This window comes from Streptomyces lycii (genome assembly GCF_009735685.1).
GTDB lineage: Bacteria > Actinomycetota > Actinomycetes > Streptomycetales > Streptomycetaceae > Streptomyces > Streptomyces lycii.
The window spans coordinates 18,152-34,681 of sequence record NZ_WHPN01000321.1 but is presented as its reverse complement, the minus strand read 5'-3'; the positions used below and the strand labels follow the sequence as shown (position 1 = coordinate 34,681).

The 16,530-nt window shown below is 74.9% G+C and carries 17 protein-coding genes and 3 pseudogenes; 13 read left to right on the top strand and 7 right to left on the bottom strand.

Annotated elements, in window-relative coordinates; translation table 11 throughout:
• From GCU69_RS20080 to GCU69_RS20070, 3 genes are all read left to right on the top strand, one after another.
• Positions 1 to 1,035 (top strand): alpha/beta fold hydrolase (locus tag GCU69_RS20080; RefSeq protein WP_156206798.1); only part of this gene is annotated, 1,035 nt, incomplete at its 5' end.
• 331 nt (positions 1,036 to 1,366) lie between these two features.
• Entirely contained in the window at positions 1,367 to 1,981 is a 615-nt protein-coding gene (tsaE, locus tag GCU69_RS20075; RefSeq protein ID WP_156206797.1) for a tRNA (adenosine(37)-N6)-threonylcarbamoyltransferase complex ATPase subunit type 1 TsaE, read from the top strand.
• 265 nt (positions 1,982 to 2,246) lie between these two features.
• Positions 2,247 to 2,501, top strand: a complete 255-nt coding sequence (locus tag GCU69_RS20070) for a hypothetical protein (protein ID WP_156206796.1) — start codon at positions 2,247 to 2,249, stop codon at positions 2,499 to 2,501.
• A 206-nt stretch (positions 2,502 to 2,707) separates the two neighbouring features.
• Here GCU69_RS20070 and GCU69_RS20065 read toward each other — a convergent pair whose 3' ends face one another.
• Positions 2,708 to 3,283 (bottom strand): L,D-transpeptidase, encoded by a 576-nt coding sequence (locus GCU69_RS20065; protein WP_176604611.1) that lies wholly within the window; start codon positions 3,281 to 3,283, stop codon positions 2,708 to 2,710.
• Between the two features lie 506 nt (positions 3,284 to 3,789).
• Between GCU69_RS20065 and tsaB the strand changes: the two genes are divergently transcribed.
• From tsaB to GCU69_RS20040, 5 genes and pseudogenes are all read left to right on the top strand, one after another.
• The gene (gene tsaB, locus GCU69_RS20060) at positions 3,790 to 4,488 is read left to right on the top strand and encodes a tRNA (adenosine(37)-N6)-threonylcarbamoyltransferase complex dimerization subunit type 1 TsaB (RefSeq protein ID WP_156206795.1); all 699 of its coding nucleotides are present in this window, start codon (positions 3,790 to 3,792) and stop codon (positions 4,486 to 4,488) included.
• Positions 4,485 to 4,652 (top strand): annotated as a pseudogene (locus GCU69_RS20055) (ribosomal-protein-alanine N-acetyltransferase RimI); the annotation flags it as partial. The gene tsaB and the pseudogene GCU69_RS20055, both read left to right, overlap by 4 nt.
• A 210-nt stretch (positions 4,653 to 4,862) precedes the next feature.
• Positions 4,863 to 5,162: pseudogene (gene rimI, locus GCU69_RS33910) on the top strand (ribosomal protein S18-alanine N-acetyltransferase); the annotation flags it as partial.
• Positions 5,163 to 5,400: 238 nt separating this feature from the next.
• Positions 5,401 to 6,600: a tRNA (adenosine(37)-N6)-threonylcarbamoyltransferase complex transferase subunit TsaD gene (tsaD, locus tag GCU69_RS20045; RefSeq protein WP_098753552.1), complete on the top strand. Its 1,200-nt coding sequence runs from the start codon at positions 5,401 to 5,403 to the stop codon at positions 6,598 to 6,600.
• Positions 6,597 to 6,860, top strand: a complete 264-nt coding sequence (locus GCU69_RS20040) for a hypothetical protein (protein ID WP_098753553.1) — start codon at positions 6,597 to 6,599, stop codon at positions 6,858 to 6,860. The genes tsaD and GCU69_RS20040 overlap by 4 nt, the downstream gene beginning before the upstream one ends.
• Here GCU69_RS20040 and GCU69_RS20035 read toward each other — a convergent pair.
• The 3 genes and pseudogenes from GCU69_RS20035 to GCU69_RS20025 all read right to left on the bottom strand — a co-directional run.
• Positions 6,817 to 8,577 carry a hypothetical protein gene (locus GCU69_RS20035; protein ID WP_156206794.1) on the bottom strand — a complete coding sequence of 587 codons (1,761 nt, stop codon included), beginning with the start codon at positions 8,575 to 8,577 and terminating at the stop codon, positions 6,817 to 6,819. The two genes, GCU69_RS20040 and GCU69_RS20035, sit on opposite strands and share 44 nt — an antisense overlap.
• A 118-nt stretch (positions 8,578 to 8,695) precedes the next feature.
• A complete protein-coding gene (locus GCU69_RS20030; RefSeq protein ID WP_156206793.1) occupies positions 8,696 to 9,814 on the bottom strand; it encodes a DUF4037 domain-containing protein in 1,119 nt (372 codons plus the stop codon).
• 155 nt (positions 9,815 to 9,969) lie between these two features.
• A pseudogene (locus GCU69_RS20025) lies at positions 9,970 to 10,761 on the bottom strand (isocitrate lyase/PEP mutase family protein); the annotation flags it as partial.
• A gap of 88 nt (positions 10,762 to 10,849) precedes the next feature.
• On the opposite strand from GCU69_RS20025, the gene GCU69_RS20020 reads away from it, so the two are divergent.
• Positions 10,850 to 11,551, top strand: coding sequence for an ArsR/SmtB family transcription factor (locus GCU69_RS20020; protein WP_156206791.1), 702 nt, complete (start codon positions 10,850 to 10,852; stop codon positions 11,549 to 11,551).
• 268 nt (positions 11,552 to 11,819) lie between these two features.
• Here the strand turns inward: GCU69_RS20020 and GCU69_RS20015 are convergent, their stop codons facing one another.
• A complete protein-coding gene (locus GCU69_RS20015) occupies positions 11,820 to 12,794 on the bottom strand; it encodes an alpha/beta hydrolase (protein WP_156206790.1) in 975 nt (324 codons plus the stop codon).
• A 76-nt stretch (positions 12,795 to 12,870) separates the two neighbouring features.
• Here GCU69_RS20015 and GCU69_RS20010 point away from each other — a divergent pair, with 76 nt between their 5' ends.
• Both GCU69_RS20010 and GCU69_RS20005 read left to right on the top strand, forming a co-directional pair.
• Positions 12,871 to 13,470 carry a TetR/AcrR family transcriptional regulator gene (locus tag GCU69_RS20010; protein ID WP_156206789.1) on the top strand — a complete coding sequence of 200 codons (600 nt, stop codon included), beginning with the start codon at positions 12,871 to 12,873 and terminating at the stop codon, positions 13,468 to 13,470.
• A gap of 31 nt (positions 13,471 to 13,501) precedes the next feature.
• Positions 13,502 to 13,957 carry a hypothetical protein gene (locus GCU69_RS20005; protein WP_156206788.1) on the top strand — a complete coding sequence of 152 codons (456 nt, stop codon included), beginning with the start codon at positions 13,502 to 13,504 and terminating at the stop codon, positions 13,955 to 13,957.
• 18 nt (positions 13,958 to 13,975) lie between these two features.
• On the opposite strand, the gene GCU69_RS20000 is transcribed toward GCU69_RS20005, so the two are convergent.
• Both GCU69_RS20000 and GCU69_RS19995 read right to left on the bottom strand, forming a co-directional pair.
• Entirely contained in the window at positions 13,976 to 14,179 is a 204-nt protein-coding gene (locus GCU69_RS20000; RefSeq protein WP_156206787.1) for a DUF397 domain-containing protein, read from the bottom strand.
• Between the two features lie 10 nt (positions 14,180 to 14,189).
• Positions 14,190 to 15,041 carry a helix-turn-helix domain-containing protein gene (locus tag GCU69_RS19995; RefSeq protein WP_156206786.1) on the bottom strand — a complete coding sequence of 284 codons (852 nt, stop codon included), beginning with the start codon at positions 15,039 to 15,041 and terminating at the stop codon, positions 14,190 to 14,192.
• 176 nt (positions 15,042 to 15,217) lie between these two features.
• Between GCU69_RS19995 and GCU69_RS19990 the strand changes: the two genes are divergently transcribed.
• Positions 15,218 to 15,730, top strand: a complete 513-nt coding sequence (locus GCU69_RS19990) for an ATP-binding protein (RefSeq protein WP_235978587.1) — start codon at positions 15,218 to 15,220, stop codon at positions 15,728 to 15,730.
• 164 nt (positions 15,731 to 15,894) lie between these two features.
• Complete coding sequence (locus GCU69_RS19985; RefSeq protein ID WP_098753563.1) at positions 15,895 to 16,473, top strand: Uma2 family endonuclease; 579 nt, start codon at positions 15,895 to 15,897, stop codon at positions 16,471 to 16,473.
• The last annotated feature ends 57 nt before the right edge of the window (positions 16,474 to 16,530 follow it).

Here is a 16,530-nt window from a genome sequence, read left to right as displayed (position 1 = left end):
CGGCTCGCGCTGGACACCGCGGGCCCGTACGGCACGCTGCGCGGCACCCCGGGCGAGGCCGTCGCGGACGACGGCACGGTGCTGCACTACGAGGTGCACGAGCCGGACCCGGATCCCGACGCTCCGCGCCGCCGCGGGCTGTTCGGCCGGCGCCGCCCGGCTCCGCTCACCGTCGTGTTCAGCCACGGTTACTGCCTCAACCAGGACTCCTGGCACTTCCAGCGGGCGGCGCTGCGCGGAGTCGTCCGTACGGTGCACTGGGACCAGCGCAGCCACGGGCGTTCGCAGCGCGGTTCGGCGCAGGCGGACGGACTTCCCGTCACCATCGACCAGCTCGGGCGCGATCTGAAGGCCGTCCTCGACGCTGCGGTGCCGGAGGGGCCGGTGGTGCTCGTGGGTCACTCGATGGGCGGCATGACGGTGATGGCGCTGGCCGGCCACTACCCGGAGTACGTGCGGGCACGGGTCGCGGGCGTCGCCCTCGTCGGTACCTCGGCGGGCGGGCTGGGCCAGGTCAACTTCGGGCTGCCCGTCGCGGGCGTCAACGCGGTGCGGCGGCTGCTGCCCGGGGTGCTGCGGACGCTCGGCTCGCACGCGAAGCTCGTCGAACGGGGCCGGCAGGCGACGGCGGACCTGTTCGCGGGCGTGGTCAAGCGGTACTCGTTCAGCTCGCGGGACGTGGACCCGGCGGTCGCCCGCTTCGCCGAGAAGATGATCGAGTCGACACCGATCGATGTGGTCGCCGAGTTCTACCCGGCCTTCCAGGAGCACGACAAGGCGCATGTGCTGGAGGTCTTCGCGGACCTGCCGGTGCTGGTGCTGGCGGGCGAACGCGACCTGGTCACGCCCAGCTCGCACAGCGAGGCGATCGGGGAGCTGCTGCCCGACGCCGAGCTGGTGCTCGTCCCGGACGCAGGCCATCTGGTCATGCTGGAACACCCGGACACGGTCACCGAACACCTGGCCGCCCTGCTGAACCGCGCGAGCACCACCCCGGCGGCGACCCGCCCGGCGCGCCGGGCCGTGCGGGGCTGACCACCGCCCTCCGCCGCGGCCGTCCCGTTCCGGTCTCGTCCGTCCTCAGGCGTCCCGTGCCGGGCCGTATCCGGCGCCGGCCGTCCCGCCCTCCGGCCGTCCCGCCCTCCGGCCGCCTCCCCTGCCGTGCCGTCCGCCCGCGAGCGTGCCGTTCAGGCCTGTCCTCCGGCCTGTGTCCTCCGGCCTGTGCCCTCCGGCCTGTGCCCACCGGTTGGTGTCGCCTCCGGCCTGTGCCCATCGCTTGGTGTCGCCTCCCGGCTGCGGGCGAGCGGAGGGCGACGCGGGCCGGGATCGCTCCGCTCGTACCGGCTCCGCCCTTACCATCGCCGGTATGGACGCCGAGTACGACCCGCTCACCACCCCGGACGCCGGCGGCAGCGTCGGCGCGGGGGCCGACACCCTGCCCGCCACCGCCGCGCACCTCACCGTTCGCACCCCGGAGCGGATGCGTGACCTGGGCCGCAGACTCGCCGGGCTGCTGCGCCCCGGTGACCTGGTGCTGCTCACCGGACAGCTGGGCGCGGGCAAGACGACGCTGACCCGGGGCCTGGGGGAAGGGCTCGGGGTGCGCGGCGCCGTCACGTCCCCGACCTTCGTCATCGCCCGCGTCCACCCGCCGCTGGGGGACGGGCCGCCGCTGGTGCACGTGGACGCGTACCGGCTCGGCGGCGGGCTCGACGAGATGGAAGACCTCGATCTCGACGTGTCGCTGCCGGAGTCGGTCGTGGTCGTCGAGTGGGGCGAGGGCCGTGTCGAGGAGCTGTCGGACGACCGGCTGCACGTGGTGATCTCCCGCGCCGAGGGGGCTCCGGCGGAGTCCGCGGGGGCCGCGAAGGGTGCCGGGGGACTGGAGGAGGCGGTCGCCGGTGACGACATCCGCGAGGTCGCGGTGACCGGGGTCGGCGAGCGCTGGGCGGGGGTGGACCTGTCGCCGCTGGAGGGCTGAGCGGGCGGGACCGCGAGTCCGCGCGCACCGCGGGGCCGCCCGTACGGGCCGCCCGTACGGACGGACGGCCCCGGCTTGTTACGGGCGGCTCGGCACCCGCTGTTCGGCGAGCGTTTCCGCGGCGTTTCCGACAAGCCGTCGGCAAGATGTTGCGCCGACGACGCCGGGCGTGTTCACATGGGACCACAGGGCTTGGTTAGGTGTACCTAACCGCCGCTCCGATCGCGACAGCCGGCCGTCCATCGCCCAAGAACCGGGAGGCACCATGCCGAGCCATGAGTCCGCCGCCGACGCGCCGCGACAGCAGCTGCCGTCCGAGGGGCAGCCGTCGATGAGCCAGCTGCTGGCCTCCTGCGCGGCCGCGACGGCGGTGTCGACGCCCCCGGACGCCCGGAAGCCCCGTACCGGGGACCAAGCCCCGGCCGCCGAGGTCACCGCCGCGGACGTGCTCGCCGCCCCGGCCCCCTCCGCCACCAGGCCCGCGCCTCCCGAGCCCCGGTCGCGGCCCGACGCCGCCTGAGCGACCCGGGGCCCCGGGTTACGGGTTCCGCGCACCGGCGGCCGGGGGAGAACGAGCCGCGGGCACGAGCTGCTCGGCCGACCACGATGAACCGTTCAGCCGGCCACGAGGGATCGCTCAGGCGACCACGATGAACCGTTCAGCCGGCCACGACGAATCGCTCAGGCGACCACGGCCGTACCTTTCAGTCGGCCGGAGCGAGCGGCTCAGTCGACCACGACGATCTTCGTTCCGGCCTCGGCGAACTCCCACAGTGCCGCGCCGTCCTCCCGCGAGGCCCGGATCCCGCCCGTCCGCTGCTCCGGGTCGGCGGCCGGCGTGGAACCGTCCACCGCCGCGCTGAAGCCGATCACGACACCGTCGACGGACGTGAAGACGACGGAGTGCTCGATCGGCACCCCGTCCGATCCGGTGATGTTCTCGGTACGAGAGGTGACGGCGTACTCCCCGGGCGGCGGGGAGACGGTGCTCGGCGAGACCTCGTACGTCCGCGTGGGCCGCTCGTCCTCGCCGACCAGCCAGACCCGGCGGTCCCCGAGCGAGTAGACGACCCGTTCCCCACTGCCGGAACGGGGCGGCACGGCCTGCGTCCGCTTGCCGTCGTCCCCGGCGCCCGGCTTGCCCGGCTTCCCGGGGGCGGGAGAGGCCGAGGCGCTCGGGCGGTCCTTCTGGGCGGGCCGGTCCGGGGCCGTCGCGGAAGCCTGGTAGGCCAGGAAACCGACCGCGGCGAGCGCCGCCGCGGTGAGCCCGGCCACGACCTTCCCCGAGCTGCTGACTGCCACCGTTGCGCCCACCTTTTCGCACCGCGTACGGACCGTAAAAACCTGACGGTAGCACCGCCGGACCGGCCGCCCGCCGCGCGGAGCCGCCCACCGCCCACCGCGCGGAGCCGCCTGCCGCCCACCGCGCGGAGCCGCCCGGTCTCCCCGGCCCGCGACCGGTCTGTTCCCGAACCCGGCCGCGTCCGGTCCCTCCTCGGCCCGCCCTCCGCCCTCCGACCGTGCTCCCGGCCCGGCGGGCGCCCGCGCCCGCCCTCGTCCGCCGTCCCTGCGGCCGTCCCCGTCCCCGTCTTCGTTTCGTCCGCCGTCCCGCCCCTGTCCTTGCGCCCGCCCCTGTCCTCGCGCCCGCCCCCGTCCTCGCGCCCGCCCCCGTCCTTGCGCCCGCCCCTGTCCTTGCGCCCGCCGCCGTCCACCTCGCCCGCCCCTCGCCCGTTCCCGCCCGGTGCCGCCGGGGCCCGGGCGCCGGCGGAGCGGCCCGGGCACCCCGGCGCGCGCCGTAGGCTGTACCCGTGTTGCTGCTCGCTCTTGACACCGCCACCCCAGCCGTCACCGTCGCCCTCCACGACGGCGAGCGGGTCCTCGCCGAGTACGGCCGGGTCGACGCCCGCCGCCACGGCGAGCTGCTGCTACCCGCCGTCGACCGGGTGCTGGCCGAGGCCGGGGTGAAGCTCGGTTCCGTGACCGGCTTCGTCGTCGGCGCCGGCCCCGGCCCGTACACCGGCCTGCGCGTCGGTCTCGTCACCGCCGCGGGCTTCGGTGCCGCCACCGGCGCCCCCGTGTACGGCCTGTGCACCCTCGACGGCATCGCGTACGCCGCCGGCCGGGCCGGGCTCGACACCGGCGGCCGCCCGTTCACCGTGGCCACCGACGCCCGCCGCAAAGAGGTCTACTGGGCCCGCTACGCCGACCCGCGCACCCGGCTCACCGAACCCGCCGTCGACCGGCCCGCCGAGGTCGCCGGGCAGGTCGCGGACGGCCCGGCGGTGGGCGCGGGCGCGCTGCTCTACGGCGACGTGTTCCGCGACGTACCGGCCGGGATGCCCGAGCACCAGTCCGCGGGCGCCCTCGCCGCCCTCGCCGCCGAGAAGCTGGCGGCCGGCGGCACGGACGGGTTCCTGAACGAGCCCGGCGAGCCCGTCCGGCCGCTCTACCTGCGCCGCCCGGACGCCCAGGTGCCCGCCAACTACAAGGTGGTCACACCACGGTGAGCGGAAGCGTGGCGCTGCGCGAGATGCGCTGGTGGGACATCGGGCCGGTGCTGGAGCTGGAGCAGGAGATGTTCCCGGAGGACGCCTGGTCGGCGGGCATGTTCTGGTCGGAACTGGCCCACGCGCGCGGCCCGCGCGCCTCCCGTCACTTCGTCGTCGCGCAGGAGACCGGCCACCGGGACCCGCGGGGCGGGGTCGGGGACGGAAACGCCGGAGACCGGGACGGAAACGCCGGGGACCGGGACGGATACGCCGGGGACCGGGACGGAAACGCCGGGGACCGGGACGGATACGCCGGGGACGGAGACGGAGACGGAGGCGCCGGTGCCCCGGGGGCGGCTCCCGGGAGTGCGGGCGGCCCCGGCGGCAGGGACGGCGGCCGGGTCGTCGGCTACGCCGGACTGGCCGCCGCCGGCGGCACCGGGGACGTGCAGACCATCGCCGTCACCCGGGACCACTGGGGAACCGGCCTCGGCAGCCGCCTGCTCACCGAGCTGCTGTCCGCCGCCACCGAGTTCGAGTGCGAGGAGGTGCTGCTGGAGGTGCGCGTCGACAACACCCGCGCCCAGCGCCTCTACGAGCGCTTCGGCTTCCAGCCCATCGGCTTCCGCCGCGGCTACTACCAGCCGGGCAACATCGACGCGCTGGTGATGCGCCGCACCGGACCGGCCGCAGTCGCCGACAGCGCCGGGGACCTCTCACCCGCGATCGCGGAGTCCGCGGACTCCGCAATCCCGGCCGTCCACAGCCCCGCAGCCCCCGCAGCCGGCGGTGCCTCGGCGGCATCCGGGGCCCGCACCGCCCCCGCAGCTCCCGCACGCCCGGAAGACCCCGAGCGCCGGGCAGATTCCGCACGCCCGGAAGATTCCGCAGATTCCGCAGACCCCGCAGATCAACAGGGAACGACCATCCATGGCTGACGAGCCCCTTGTCCTCGGCATCGAGACCTCCTGCGACGAGACCGGCGTCGGCATCGTCCGCGGCCACACCCTCCTCGCCGACGCCGTCGCGTCCAGCGTCGAGGAGCACGCCCGCTTCGGCGGTGTCGTCCCCGAGGTGGCCAGCCGCGCCCATCTGGAGGCGATGGTCCCCACCATCCGGCGCGCGCTGGACGAGGCCGGAGTCGCGGCGAGCGACCTCGACGGTGTCGCCGTCACCGCCGGGCCGGGCCTCGCGGGCGCGCTGCTCGTCGGCGTCTCGGCGGCGAAGGCGTACGCCTACGCGCTCGGCAAGCCGCTGTACGGCGTCAACCACCTCGCCTCGCACATCTGCGTCGACCAGCTCGAACACGGCGCGCTGCCCGAGCCGACGATGGCCCTGCTGGTCTCCGGCGGCCACTCCTCGCTGCTTCTCGCCCCGGACATCACCTCGGACGTACGGCCGCTCGGCTCGACCATCGACGACGCGGCCGGCGAGGCGTTCGACAAGGTCGCGCGGGTGCTCAACCTGGGCTTCCCCGGCGGCCCCGTCATCGACCGCATCGCGCGGGACGGCGACCCGGACGCGATCGCGTTCCCGCGCGGCCTCACCGGCCCGCGCGACGCGGCGTACGACTTCTCCTTCTCCGGCCTCAAGACGGCCGTCGCCCGCTGGATCGAGGCCAAGCGCAACGCGGGCGAGGAGGTGCCGGTGGCGGACGTCTCGGCGTCGTTCCAGGAGGCGGTGGCCGACGTCCTCACCCGCAAGGCCGTACGGGCGTGCAAGGACAACGGCGTCGACCATCTGATGATCGGCGGCGGTGTCGCGGCGAACTCCCGGCTGCGGGCCATGGCCGAACGCCGCTGCGAGGACGCCGGCATCACGCTGCGCGTCCCGCGGCCGAAGCTGTGCACGGACAACGGCGCGATGGTGGCCGCGCTGGGCGCCGAGATGGTGGCCCGTGGTCGGTCAGCTTCCGCCTGGGACCTGTCGGCGGACTCCTCGCTGCCCGTCACCGAGCCGCACGTGCCCGCCCTGTACGACGTCCACGCCGAGGACCACGACGACACCCACGGCGGCCACACCCACGGCGGCCACACACCGGGCGACTCCCACGCGGAGCACCCGCACGGCGGACACGCGCATGCCCACGACCACTTCCACGAGCTGAGCAAGGGCAACCTGTACTCATGACTGTCGCGCTGATGTGGGAAGCCCGCGCCGTCGAGGGACGCGACGCGGAACTGCTGGAATGGGTCCGGGAACAGTGGCTGGACGGCACGCCGCTGCGCCGCGAGATCTTCGGAGCCAGGGAGGACCGCGTGCTGGTCATCACCTGGTGGGACGCCCCGTACGACGCGGACCTCCCGGAATTCCCGGAACCGGGCCCGGAGCTGGTCGCCCGCCCGGTCAACCGCTGGCGGTTCGAGTCCCTGGACGTGCTTCCCGACTGACCCCGGCGGGCCACGCTGCCCGGCCGCCGCTCGCCGCCCGCCCGCCGTCGTGCGCCCGGGTGCCGCTGCCGCCTCCCCCCGCGGGGTCTCCTGCCCGGCCGGCGCCACGGGTGCCGCCGCCGTTCCCCGCCCGGTCGGCACGGCCCTCTCCGCCGCCGTCCTCCGTCCGCCCGGCGCCCCCGGCCCGGGGACCGGCCGCTGCCGCCCGGACGCGTACCGACCGGGCCACATCGGCGGCGGAGAGCCCGTCCGTGTCCACGCACAGGTCGCCGAGCCCGGCCCGCTCCAGCTCCTCCGCCGCCCGTACGGCCTCCCGCGCGACGCGCCGCAGTTCCCCGGCCGGTCTGCCCTTCAGCGCGTCACCCGGAATGTTCGGTCCCGCGCCCCGGCCGCGCAGCAGCACCCGCTCGGTCAGCGTCTCGGGCCGGGCCCGCAGCCTGCACACCGTCAACGCGGCGCCGGGCAGCGCTTCCTCGTACGCCCGTACGACGCTCCGGTCCGCGGCGCCGCCGGACACGACGAGACACCGGGCCCCCGCGGCACGGAACACCGGCCACATGGCGGCGAGGTTGCGGGCCGCGAGCCGGTCGTTTCCGGGATCGTCCGCCGGGGCGGGCAGCCGGAAACCGATCTGCTGGAGGTCGACGTAGGCGGCCTTGATCCCGTCGTCCCGCCAGATCTGGACGAACACCTCCCAGCCGGCGGTGGACTTCCCGACGGCGGTGGGACCGCAGAGCCACAGGACGGGCACCGTCGGCGGCACCCCCGCGGTCGCGGGTCCCGGGAGCGGTGCGGCTCCGGCAGTCCCGGCGGGGTCCGGGACCGTGGCGGAGGCGAGGACCGGGTCGGAGGCGAAGCCCGGGGCGGAGCCGAAGCCCGGGGCGGGAGCGGACACCGAGCCGGACGCAGGAGCGGATGCCGAGCCGGACGCCGAGCCGGATACGGAGGTGGACGCCGAGCCGGACAGGCAGTCGGACACCGAGGTAGCCAGGCAGTCGGACACCGAGCCGGACAGGGAGTCGGACACCGAGGTGGCCACGGATGCCGGGCCGGAGCGGGAGGCGGGAGCCGCGGCCGCGCCGCCGAGCCGCCCGCGGGTCCGCTCCAGCACCAGCCGCGCGGTCTCCGGCACGGACAACCCGCTGCTGTCGACGCACACGTCGGCGAACCCCGTACGGTCCAGCTCGTCGGCCTCGCGCACGATCAGGTCCGCCAGCTCGGTGAGCCAGCCCCGCCGGACGAACCGTTCGCGCAGCTCCCCGAGGTCCGCGCGCAGCCGGCACAGCGTGACGGGGACGTCGTCCGGAAGCAGATCCGTGTACGTGCGCACCGCGGCGAGGGTGTGCACGCCGCCGGCGAGAACGAGGCACCGGACGCCCGCCGCGCGGAAGGCCGGCACGGTCGCGGCCAGGTTCCGGGCCTTGACCCGGTAGGTCTCCGGGTCGTCGTCCGGTGCCGGGTAGCACAGCCCCAGCTGGTCGGCGTCCACGAACCCGACCGGGCAGCCGTCCCGGCCGAGCAGCTGCTGGATCTCCCGGCCGACGGTCGACTTGCCGACGCCGGACGGCCCGCACAGCCACAACAACGGCAGTCCGTTCACCGCGGCCACGCCGCCGTTCGCAGGGCCCTCGTGGCTCCCCGCCGCTCCGTCGCCACGCGCAGGGCCCTCGTGGCTCGTCGCTGCCTCGTCGCCGTTCGCCGCGCCTGCGTGGCTCACTGCCGCCGCCCCTGCGCCGTTCGCCGCTTCTCCGTCGCCGTTCGCCCGCCCTTGCCGCTCACCGCCGCCGCCTCCTTGCTGCTCACCGGCGCCCCGCCGGTCACCGCTCCGTCGCCGTTCACCCGAGGGCCCCGAGCGCCCCGAGCGCCCCGATCGCCGCGCGCGCCGGCCGGGGCGACGCGAGGAAGTCGGTGTTGTCGGACCACTGGTCCACGCCGCCGGCCGGCGGCAGCGTGCGCAGCGCGGGATCGGTGACCGTGCGGGACAGGGCGGTCGCGAACCGTTCGGCGTGCAGCACCAGGAACGGCCGCCGGTGGTACGGCCGGCGGGCCGGGTCCAGCGGCTCGGCGAGCCCGGTCTCGTTCTGCAGGGCGGCGACCGTCTCGTACGCCTCGCACAGATGCCGTTCGCGCGCCGGGTGGTCCGTCGCCGCCACCGCGCCGCGCAGCGACGGAGTCAGCTGTTCCGCCACGGGCAGCCGCGCGAAGGCGCTGCCCAGCCACTTGCCGTACGGCGCGTACCGCCGCCCGAGGAGCAGGCACAGCCGCATCAGGTCGCGCACCAGGCGTCCCGCGACGACCGAGGCCCCCAGCTCGTCGCCCACCTCGGCGCAGCGGCCCGGGAACGCCTCCTCCTGCGAGATCCGCTGCCACTGGCAGGCCAGCAGATACCGCCACACCTGGTCGGGATACCAGGCGAGCCGCTGCCGCGCGGTTCGCAGCGTGCCCAGGCCGTCGTGGAACACCACGCCGCCGGTCGTCTCCGCGAGCCGCTGCTGCGGCATCGCCAGCCAGTCCCGGGGGCCCGGGTCGGCGGTCGTGACGTCGCAGCCGAGCCGTTCGCGCAGCAGACCGGCGAGGTCGTACACGGCGACCCGGTGCTCGACGGGGCCGTCCGTCGGTTCCATGACGCCCACCGGGTCGGCGGCGTCGACGCGGCGGAAGTTCGTCGGCAGGCCGCACACCCGCTTCGGCAGCCGGTGCGCGAACAGCCGGTGCAGCTCCGCTCCGTACCGGGCGGCGTCCTCCGGTGTCAGGAACAGCTCCATGCGCGGTCCCCACTCGTGGTCCGCGGACCGGGCCGTGTCGAAGCCGAGCACCTCGGACCCGGTCCCGGTCCGCGCGGCGGAGTACCGCAGCCCGGGGAACTCCTCGTCGAGGAGCGGCCGCACCGCGTCCTCGTAGAGCACCCGGGACACTTCGAGCCCCGGGAGGAAGCCGTCAGCAGGAGTCGTCACGGGAACACTCTGGCCGAGCGGACGCCCCGGCTTCCACCGGGTATCGGGCGGCCGGGGCCACCGCCGCGGGTCCCGGGGCGGGGCCACCGGGTATCGGGCGGAGCCGGGCACCGCGGCGGGGCCCGGGGCGGGGCGGGTCCCGGCCGTCCTCCGCACTACGGCTGTAGTTCCGGACCGGCGAGCGCCTGCACCTCGGCGTAGGACGGGGCGGCCAGGTCCGCCGGGTCCGCCGCCCCGCCGTCCCGGACGGCGGCCGCGGTCGCGACGGCCGCGGCCAGGGCCCTGCGGTAGAGCAGTGAGCCGAGGCTGACCCGGCGCACGCCGAGCGCGGCCAGCTCGCCGAGCCCCGGGCCGGCCGGCGTGTACAGGATGTTCAGCGGCGTGGCGGCCGAGGAGGCCAGCGCGGCGATCAGGTCCCGGTCCGCCGCCCCGGGGACGAACACGCCGTCCGCACCCGCCTCCTCGTAGCGGGCGAGGCGTTCCGTGGTCTCGTCCCGGCGCAGACCGAGCCAGTGGGTGTCCGTACGGGCGTTCACGAACAGCTCCGGGGCGGCCGCCTTCACGGCGGCGATCTTCGCGGCGTGCAGCGCGGCGGGCGCGAGGGTGCCGTCGGGCCGGCCGTCCTCCAGGTTGATCCCGGCGGCGCCCGCGTCGCGCAGCCGCAGGGCCAGTGCCGCCACTTCCTCCGGGTCGTCGCTGAATCCGCCCTCGGCGTCGACGCTGAAGAGGAACGCGTCCGCCCCGAGCCGCCGGGCCAGGGCCAGGGTCGCGCCGGCGGTGGCGGCGGCCCCGTCCGGCAGCCCGGCGGCCGCGGCCACCCCGAGGCTGGTGGTGCCGACGGCGGCGAACCCCTCGGCCGCCAGCGCGGCGGCGGACGCGTGGTCCCAGGCGTTGGGCAGCAGCAGCGGCGTGTCCTGGTGGTGCAGGCGGGCGAACGGGGTGCCGGGGCCGGCGGGCGTCGTGTGCGTCATGCCCCGAACCTACGGCCGGGACGGTTCGGCGCGGCCCGAACCGTTCCGGGGGCATCATGGCCGCATGTCCCCGCTCGCCGAGACCGCCGGCCTGCTCGCCGACCGCACCCGTGCCGCCTTCTGCGAGGCCCTGCTCGACGGCCGCGCCTGGACCGCCGGTGAACTCGCCCGGCACGCCGGGGTCCGGCCGTCCACCGCCAGCGAGCAGCTCACCCGTCTGATCGAGGGCGGCCTGCTGGCCGAGGAACGCCAGGGCCGGCACCGCTACGTGCGGCTGGCGGGCCCGGAGGCGGCCGGCCTGATCGAAGCCCTCGCCGCGTACGCACCGGACGACCGCCCCCGGCCGCACGGGCTGCGCGCGTCGGTGCGCCTCGGCGCCGAGGCGCGGGCCCGCACCTGTTACGACCACCTCGCCGGCCGGCTCGGCGTGGCGCTGGCCGACGCGGCGATCGCCCGCGGCCTGGTGGCCACCGGGTCCGGACTGTCCGTCACCCCGTCCGGCCGGACCTGGCTGGCCGGCGCCCTGGGTTACGAGCGCCCCGCGGGCGCCCGCCGCCCGCTGGTACGGGACTGCCTGGACTGGACGGAACGCCGCCCGCACCTGGCCGGGGCACTCGGCGCGGCTTTGTGTGCCACGGCGCTGGACCGCGGCTGGGTGCGGCGGATCGGCTCCGGCCGCGCGGTGCGGGTGACCCCGGAGGGCACCGAGGCGTTCCGTGAACTGCTGGGGGTCACGGTGGGGCAGGGCCCGGCCGCCGGTCCGTAGCCGGGCAGGCGCGCGCGCCCGTGGGACGGGCGGGGCGGGCGCTCACCCATTGGCAGAGCGGCGCGGCGGGCGGACCCGTGGGGCGAGCGGCGGGCCCGGCCCGTGCCTGTGGGATGAGCGGGGCGGCGGGTCCGGCCGGGTGCGCACCTGTGGGATGAGCCGGGTGGCGGGCCCGGCCCGGTGTGTGCCGGTGGGGCGGGCCGGGTGGCGGGCCCGGCCGTGGCCGCCGCCCGGCCTTCCGGTGCCGCCGGAGCCCGCCGGTGCCGCGTCATGCGCCCAGGGACGCCCGCAGGAACCCGAGGATCTCCGTGCGCGCGGTCACGGCCTGCCGCACCAGTCCCGGCATGCTGAGGAACGCGTGTCCGGCGCCCGGGTATTCGGTGAGTCGCGCGGGCGTCCCGGCGGCTCGCAGCCGTTCGGCGTAGCGGCGGCCGTGATCGGCCAGCGGATCGTGGGTCGGCACCACCACGAGCGCCGGAGCCAGACCGCCGAGGTGGTCGGCGTACAGCGGCGAGACCCCGCGGGGGTCGGTCCCCGGCGGGACCGCGAGCCGCCGGAACAGGTGCAGTTGCGGCTCGGTGATGGTCGGGGTGTGGGGGTACCGGGCGACCGAGTCGTGGTCGAGCATCGTGCCGGTCACGTCGACGGCAGGGTTGACCAGCACTTGCGCCGCGAGCGGCAGGCCGGCCTCGCTGCCCCTGATCACCGCCAGAGCGCCGATCAACGCGCCGCAGCTCTCGCCGAGGACGGCGGCCCGCGCCGGGTCGACGCCCCACCGCCCGGCGTGCCGCAGCACGTGCCGGAGCACGTCCCAGCCGTCGTCACAGGCGTCCGACAGCGGAGTTCCCGGTGCGAGGAGACGGTGCTCGACCGAGACGACGACGGCGGGCAGCCGGGCGGCGAGGTGGCTGTTGACCCAGTCGCTCTGCACCGCCGTGCCCACGAAGTCGCCCCCGTGAATGTGGAGCACGAGCGGCAGACCGGTCCGCCCGGCGTTCTCGCCGCCGTCCTCGTCACCCGGCCCGGACGCCGGCCGGTACACCCGGACCGGGAGTTCGCGGCCGGGCAGCGCCGCCCGCTGCCACCGGACGGTGGCACCGGGGTCGGGGTCGCCGGTCACCGCCCGCGCCGCGTCGGACGCCCGGAAACGGTTCTCGGCGTCGCGGTAGGCGAACAGTTCCTCGGCCGTCATCGACGTCCAGTCCGGCTCCGGCGGCCGGGCCGCGGCAGTGGCCTCGCTCATGGTCTTCTCCTCACCCGAGAGTTTCGCGACCTCAAGTATCGATACCCAAGGTAGCGGAAACAGGTACCGTGTGGGGATGTCATCGAGCACATCCGCCGGGCCGCCCGCCAGACCGCCCGGCCGGCCGCGCGCCGGCCTCAACGCGGTGTTGTTCGCCGCGACGCTGAACACGGTCGACGAACTCGGCTACGCGCGCGCCACCGTCGAGCGCATCGCTGCCGCGGCCGGCGTCGCGAAGTCGACGGTCTACCGGCGCTGGCCCTCGAAGGGCGAGCTGATCGTGGACTGCCTCCTGGACGCGTTCGGCCCGGCGCCGCTGGAGGGCGCCGACCGTGCCGAGATCATGGCGTCGGCCATCCGCTGGGTCGCGGGGAAGATCGGCGAGCCGGGGGTGGGTGACGCCTTCGCCGGCGTGTTCAGCGACGCCATCAGCGATCCGGCGCTGCGTCGGATCCTGGCCGAGCGGTTGCAGGACCCGTACCGGCTCGCGCTCCAGGAGGCGCTGGGCGAACCGGAGGAGCGGGTCCTGTTCTTCATCGACGTGGTGGTCGGCGCGTTGCTCCACCGGATGGGCATGACCGGCGGGCCGATGGTCGACGCCGATGTCACCGCGCTGGTCGGAATGGTGCTGCCGCACTTCACCGGCGGCCCCGGCGCCGCCCCCGAAACCGGCTGAGCCGCCTCGCCGGATGGGGCATCATCGCCCCATGGGCCATCCGCATCTGGCGACCACCCAGGCCGCCGTCGTGGCGATCCGTGAGATCGCGCACGAGTACGAGCGCGAGATGACGGTGGAGGACGACATCGGCGCCGACCGGACCTCGCGCCGCCTCGGGGCCGGTGCCTTCACCGTGCTCGACCCGGACGGCTCGCTGCCGCACGAGGCGTACGTCGAACTGGGCGGCTCGCCCGCCGTCGCCGTACGGCTCTTCCCCGACGACGACGCGCGGATCACGGTCGACGGGGTGGAGTTCGAGGACGTCCCCCGGGACTCGGTGCCCGCCTTCCTCCGCTCCGTCTACGGCGGGCTGGCCCATGTGAAGGGCCGGTTCTTCCCGCCGGGCGAGTGGCTGATCGTGCCGCTGCCCGGCGACGAGACGTACAGGGAACTGATCCTCACTCACCTGCTGAGCCCCTGGCTCGCCCGCGCCGCCCGCCGGTAACGGCGGTGCTGGACGCGGCTATCCGACGGGGCGGCCGTCGAACTGGCCGTTCTTGACGGCGAGCAGCAGCGATTGCAGTCCGGCCGGTGCCGCCGTCAGGGCTGTGCCGGGGGCGTCGCTCTCGCGGAGCGAGATCGTGTCGCCGGTCGAGGCCAGTTCGACGCAGGAAGCGCCGTCACCCTGCCCGGAGTAGGACGACTTCTGCCAGGTGAGGTCGGACATTGCTCTGCCTTCACATGTGTTGGGCGATGCGGGAGATGAACGTACGCGTTGCGTCGGCCGGCAGGGACACGCGCTCGGCCGCGTCGAGAACGCCCCGGTGGTTCGCCAGCTGCGATTCCGCGTCGAGGAAGATTGCACCGTGCGCGGTGTCCAGCTGGACGGTGTCGAGTTGTGGTACGGGACCTGCGGCGTAAGTGACCGACACACCGGCCACCGGAAACCCGCCTGCGTCCATCGGCAGGACGCGCAGAGTGATGTTCGCGCGTTCCGACGCCTCCAGCAGGCTTTCGAGCTGGGCGAGCATGACCGCTCGACCACCGAAGCGAGTGCGCAGCGCGGCTTCGTGAACGATGAAGGTGCACGGTGGCGGCTCATCCCGGTCCAGGATGTCGCGGCGCTTGAGCCGATGGGAGAGTCTGCGGCGAAGTTCTGCGGGGGACCACGCGGGGATCGCCTCGCCGAGCACGGCACGGGCGTACTGCTCCGTCTGCAACAGCCCCGGAACGTGGATGAGTTCAGCCACCCGCAGCTCTGTGGCGTAGTGCTCCAGCTCGGCCAGATCCAGACCACCGGTCGCGATGCGGCCACGGTACTCGTCCCACCAGCCGCCCTTGCGGTCGTGGGTCATCGCTGCCAGCGCGTCGACGTACGCGCTGTCCGGGCAGGCGTAGATCGCGGCGAGCGCTCGCACACGCTCCTCGCTGATGCCGAAGCGGGCCAGCTCCAGGTTGGTGATGTGCGTCCGGTTGATGCCCAAGCCGTCGGCGGCCTCCTGAATGCTGAGCCCTGCGTGTTCGCGCATCCTCCGCAGCTCCGTACCGAGCCGCAGCTGGCGGGCCGTTGGGGTGCTTCTCGGCGGCATGACGTCCTCTCCGGAAATGTCGCTCTCAGTGTGTCGCGCTCACACGAACGGGTCTATTTGTCGTGGAAGTTCAAGAGAACGGTAGTAGATGTTTGCATACGGCTCTGTGTTGGGATCGGCGCCGAGAGCGTGGCGCATCGGCGCCGCGACCGCGGCCGGAGACACCGGAGTTGGCCGTGAGTCCGTACGCCAAAGCCTCGCTGGAGCGGCGCGTCCCCGATCGGCTGGTTCCGGTCGCCGGCACGTCCTGCGTCTACACCCCGCACAGCGTGCGCAACGCCACCGCCCCGAAGATCTGCCGCGACTTCGTCGGCACGGTGCTGCGCTGTGCCGGGCAGGACGGGGACCTGGTCGACGGTGCCGTGCTGTGCGCGTCGGAGCTGGTCGGGAACAGCTGTCTGCACGCGGACGGCGACAGCCTGATGCTGCGCGTCCTGCTGTGCCCGCCGTGCGTACGGGGCGGTGTGTACGACGGCTCGGCGGTCCGGCCGCGCCCGCCCGCCGCCATGCCGGGCCCGGACTGCACACAGGGGCGCGGGCTCGGTCCGGTCGAGGCGTTGGCCCGGTCGTGGGGGACGGTGGAGGGGGACCCGCTCGGCTGGTACGCGAAGGGGCTCTGGTTCGAGCTGGGGCTGAGCGGTGCCGCACCCGCCGGCCCGGCGGCAACCAGTAGCGGCCCTTCGGTCTGACGGTATGGCGGTATGACTTTACGTATTCGGTTCATAGCGCACGGCTATGGCTCGGTAGCGTGTGCTGCGCGCCGCCGTCACAGCGAAGGGAACCGCGCATGACTGTGCAGGTGCAGGACTCGCGGGCAGTGGCCGGGGCACCATGGGGGTCAGGAGGCGACACCATGAGCCCTATGACTTCAGGCCGGCCACAGATGCTCGTCGAAGAGTTCGAGCAGCTTGCCCGCACGGCCCCGGAGACCGTGCGGCTGGAATTCATCAAGGGAAAACTCGAGGTCAAGCCCGTGCCGGACGGCATTCACGGGGCCATCGTCATGTGGCTTGTGAAGCAGTGCATGCAGCAGCGTCCGGAGTTGGCGCTGTACCCCGAGCAGGGGCTGCGGACGGAAAGCTACCGGAAGGGCCGCGCCCGCCCGGACGGTGTGCTCGTCCCGGAGGACCACTTCGTGGGGCAGGGGGAATGGGCGGAGCCCAGCGGTGTGCTGATGACCGTCGAGGTCACCTCGCACGACCCCGACACGGACCGGCGGGACCGGGTGGACAAGCGTGACGGTTATGCGGCCGCGGGCATTCCGGTCCACCTGCTCATCGATCGGGAAGAGTGTTCCCTCACGGTCCACTCGCAGCCGGTCGGGGGGAAGTACCGCTCCCGTGCGACCTGTCCGTACGGGGCCCTGGTCGAGCTTCCGGTGCCGGTCGGCATGAAACTGGACACGTCCAAGCTGTTGGACTACGCAGACTGAGACGCGAACGAGCGGTGTCACCGGCGGCAGGCGCGGCCGGTGACACCGCTGAGCGGG

Coding starts and splice junctions, on each gene's coding strand:
- tsaE (WP_156206797.1), top strand. CDS start 1,367: ATGGACGCCGAGTACGACCCGCTCACCACCCCGGACGCCGGCGGCAGC.
- tsaD (WP_098753552.1), top strand. CDS start 5,401: ATGGCTGACGAGCCCCTTGTCCTCGGCATCGAGACCTCCTGCGACGAG.
- GCU69_RS20070 (WP_156206796.1), top strand. CDS start 2,247: ATGCCGAGCCATGAGTCCGCCGCCGACGCGCCGCGACAGCAGCTGCCG.
- GCU69_RS20005 (WP_156206788.1), top strand. CDS start 13,502: ATGGGCCATCCGCATCTGGCGACCACCCAGGCCGCCGTCGTGGCGATC.
- GCU69_RS20040 (WP_098753553.1), top strand. CDS start 6,597: ATGACTGTCGCGCTGATGTGGGAAGCCCGCGCCGTCGAGGGACGCGAC.
- GCU69_RS19995 (WP_156206786.1), bottom strand. CDS start 15,041: ATGCCGCCGAGAAGCACCCCAACGGCCCGCCAGCTGCGGCTCGGTACG.
- GCU69_RS20000 (WP_156206787.1), bottom strand. CDS start 14,179: ATGTCCGACCTCACCTGGCAGAAGTCGTCCTACTCCGGGCAGGGTGAC.
- GCU69_RS19985 (WP_098753563.1), top strand. CDS start 15,895: ATGAGCCCTATGACTTCAGGCCGGCCACAGATGCTCGTCGAAGAGTTC.
- GCU69_RS20020 (WP_156206791.1), top strand. CDS start 10,850: ATGTCCCCGCTCGCCGAGACCGCCGGCCTGCTCGCCGACCGCACCCGT.
- GCU69_RS20010 (WP_156206789.1), top strand. CDS start 12,871: ATGTCATCGAGCACATCCGCCGGGCCGCCCGCCAGACCGCCCGGCCGG.
- GCU69_RS20015 (WP_156206790.1), bottom strand. CDS start 12,794: ATGAGCGAGGCCACTGCCGCGGCCCGGCCGCCGGAGCCGGACTGGACG.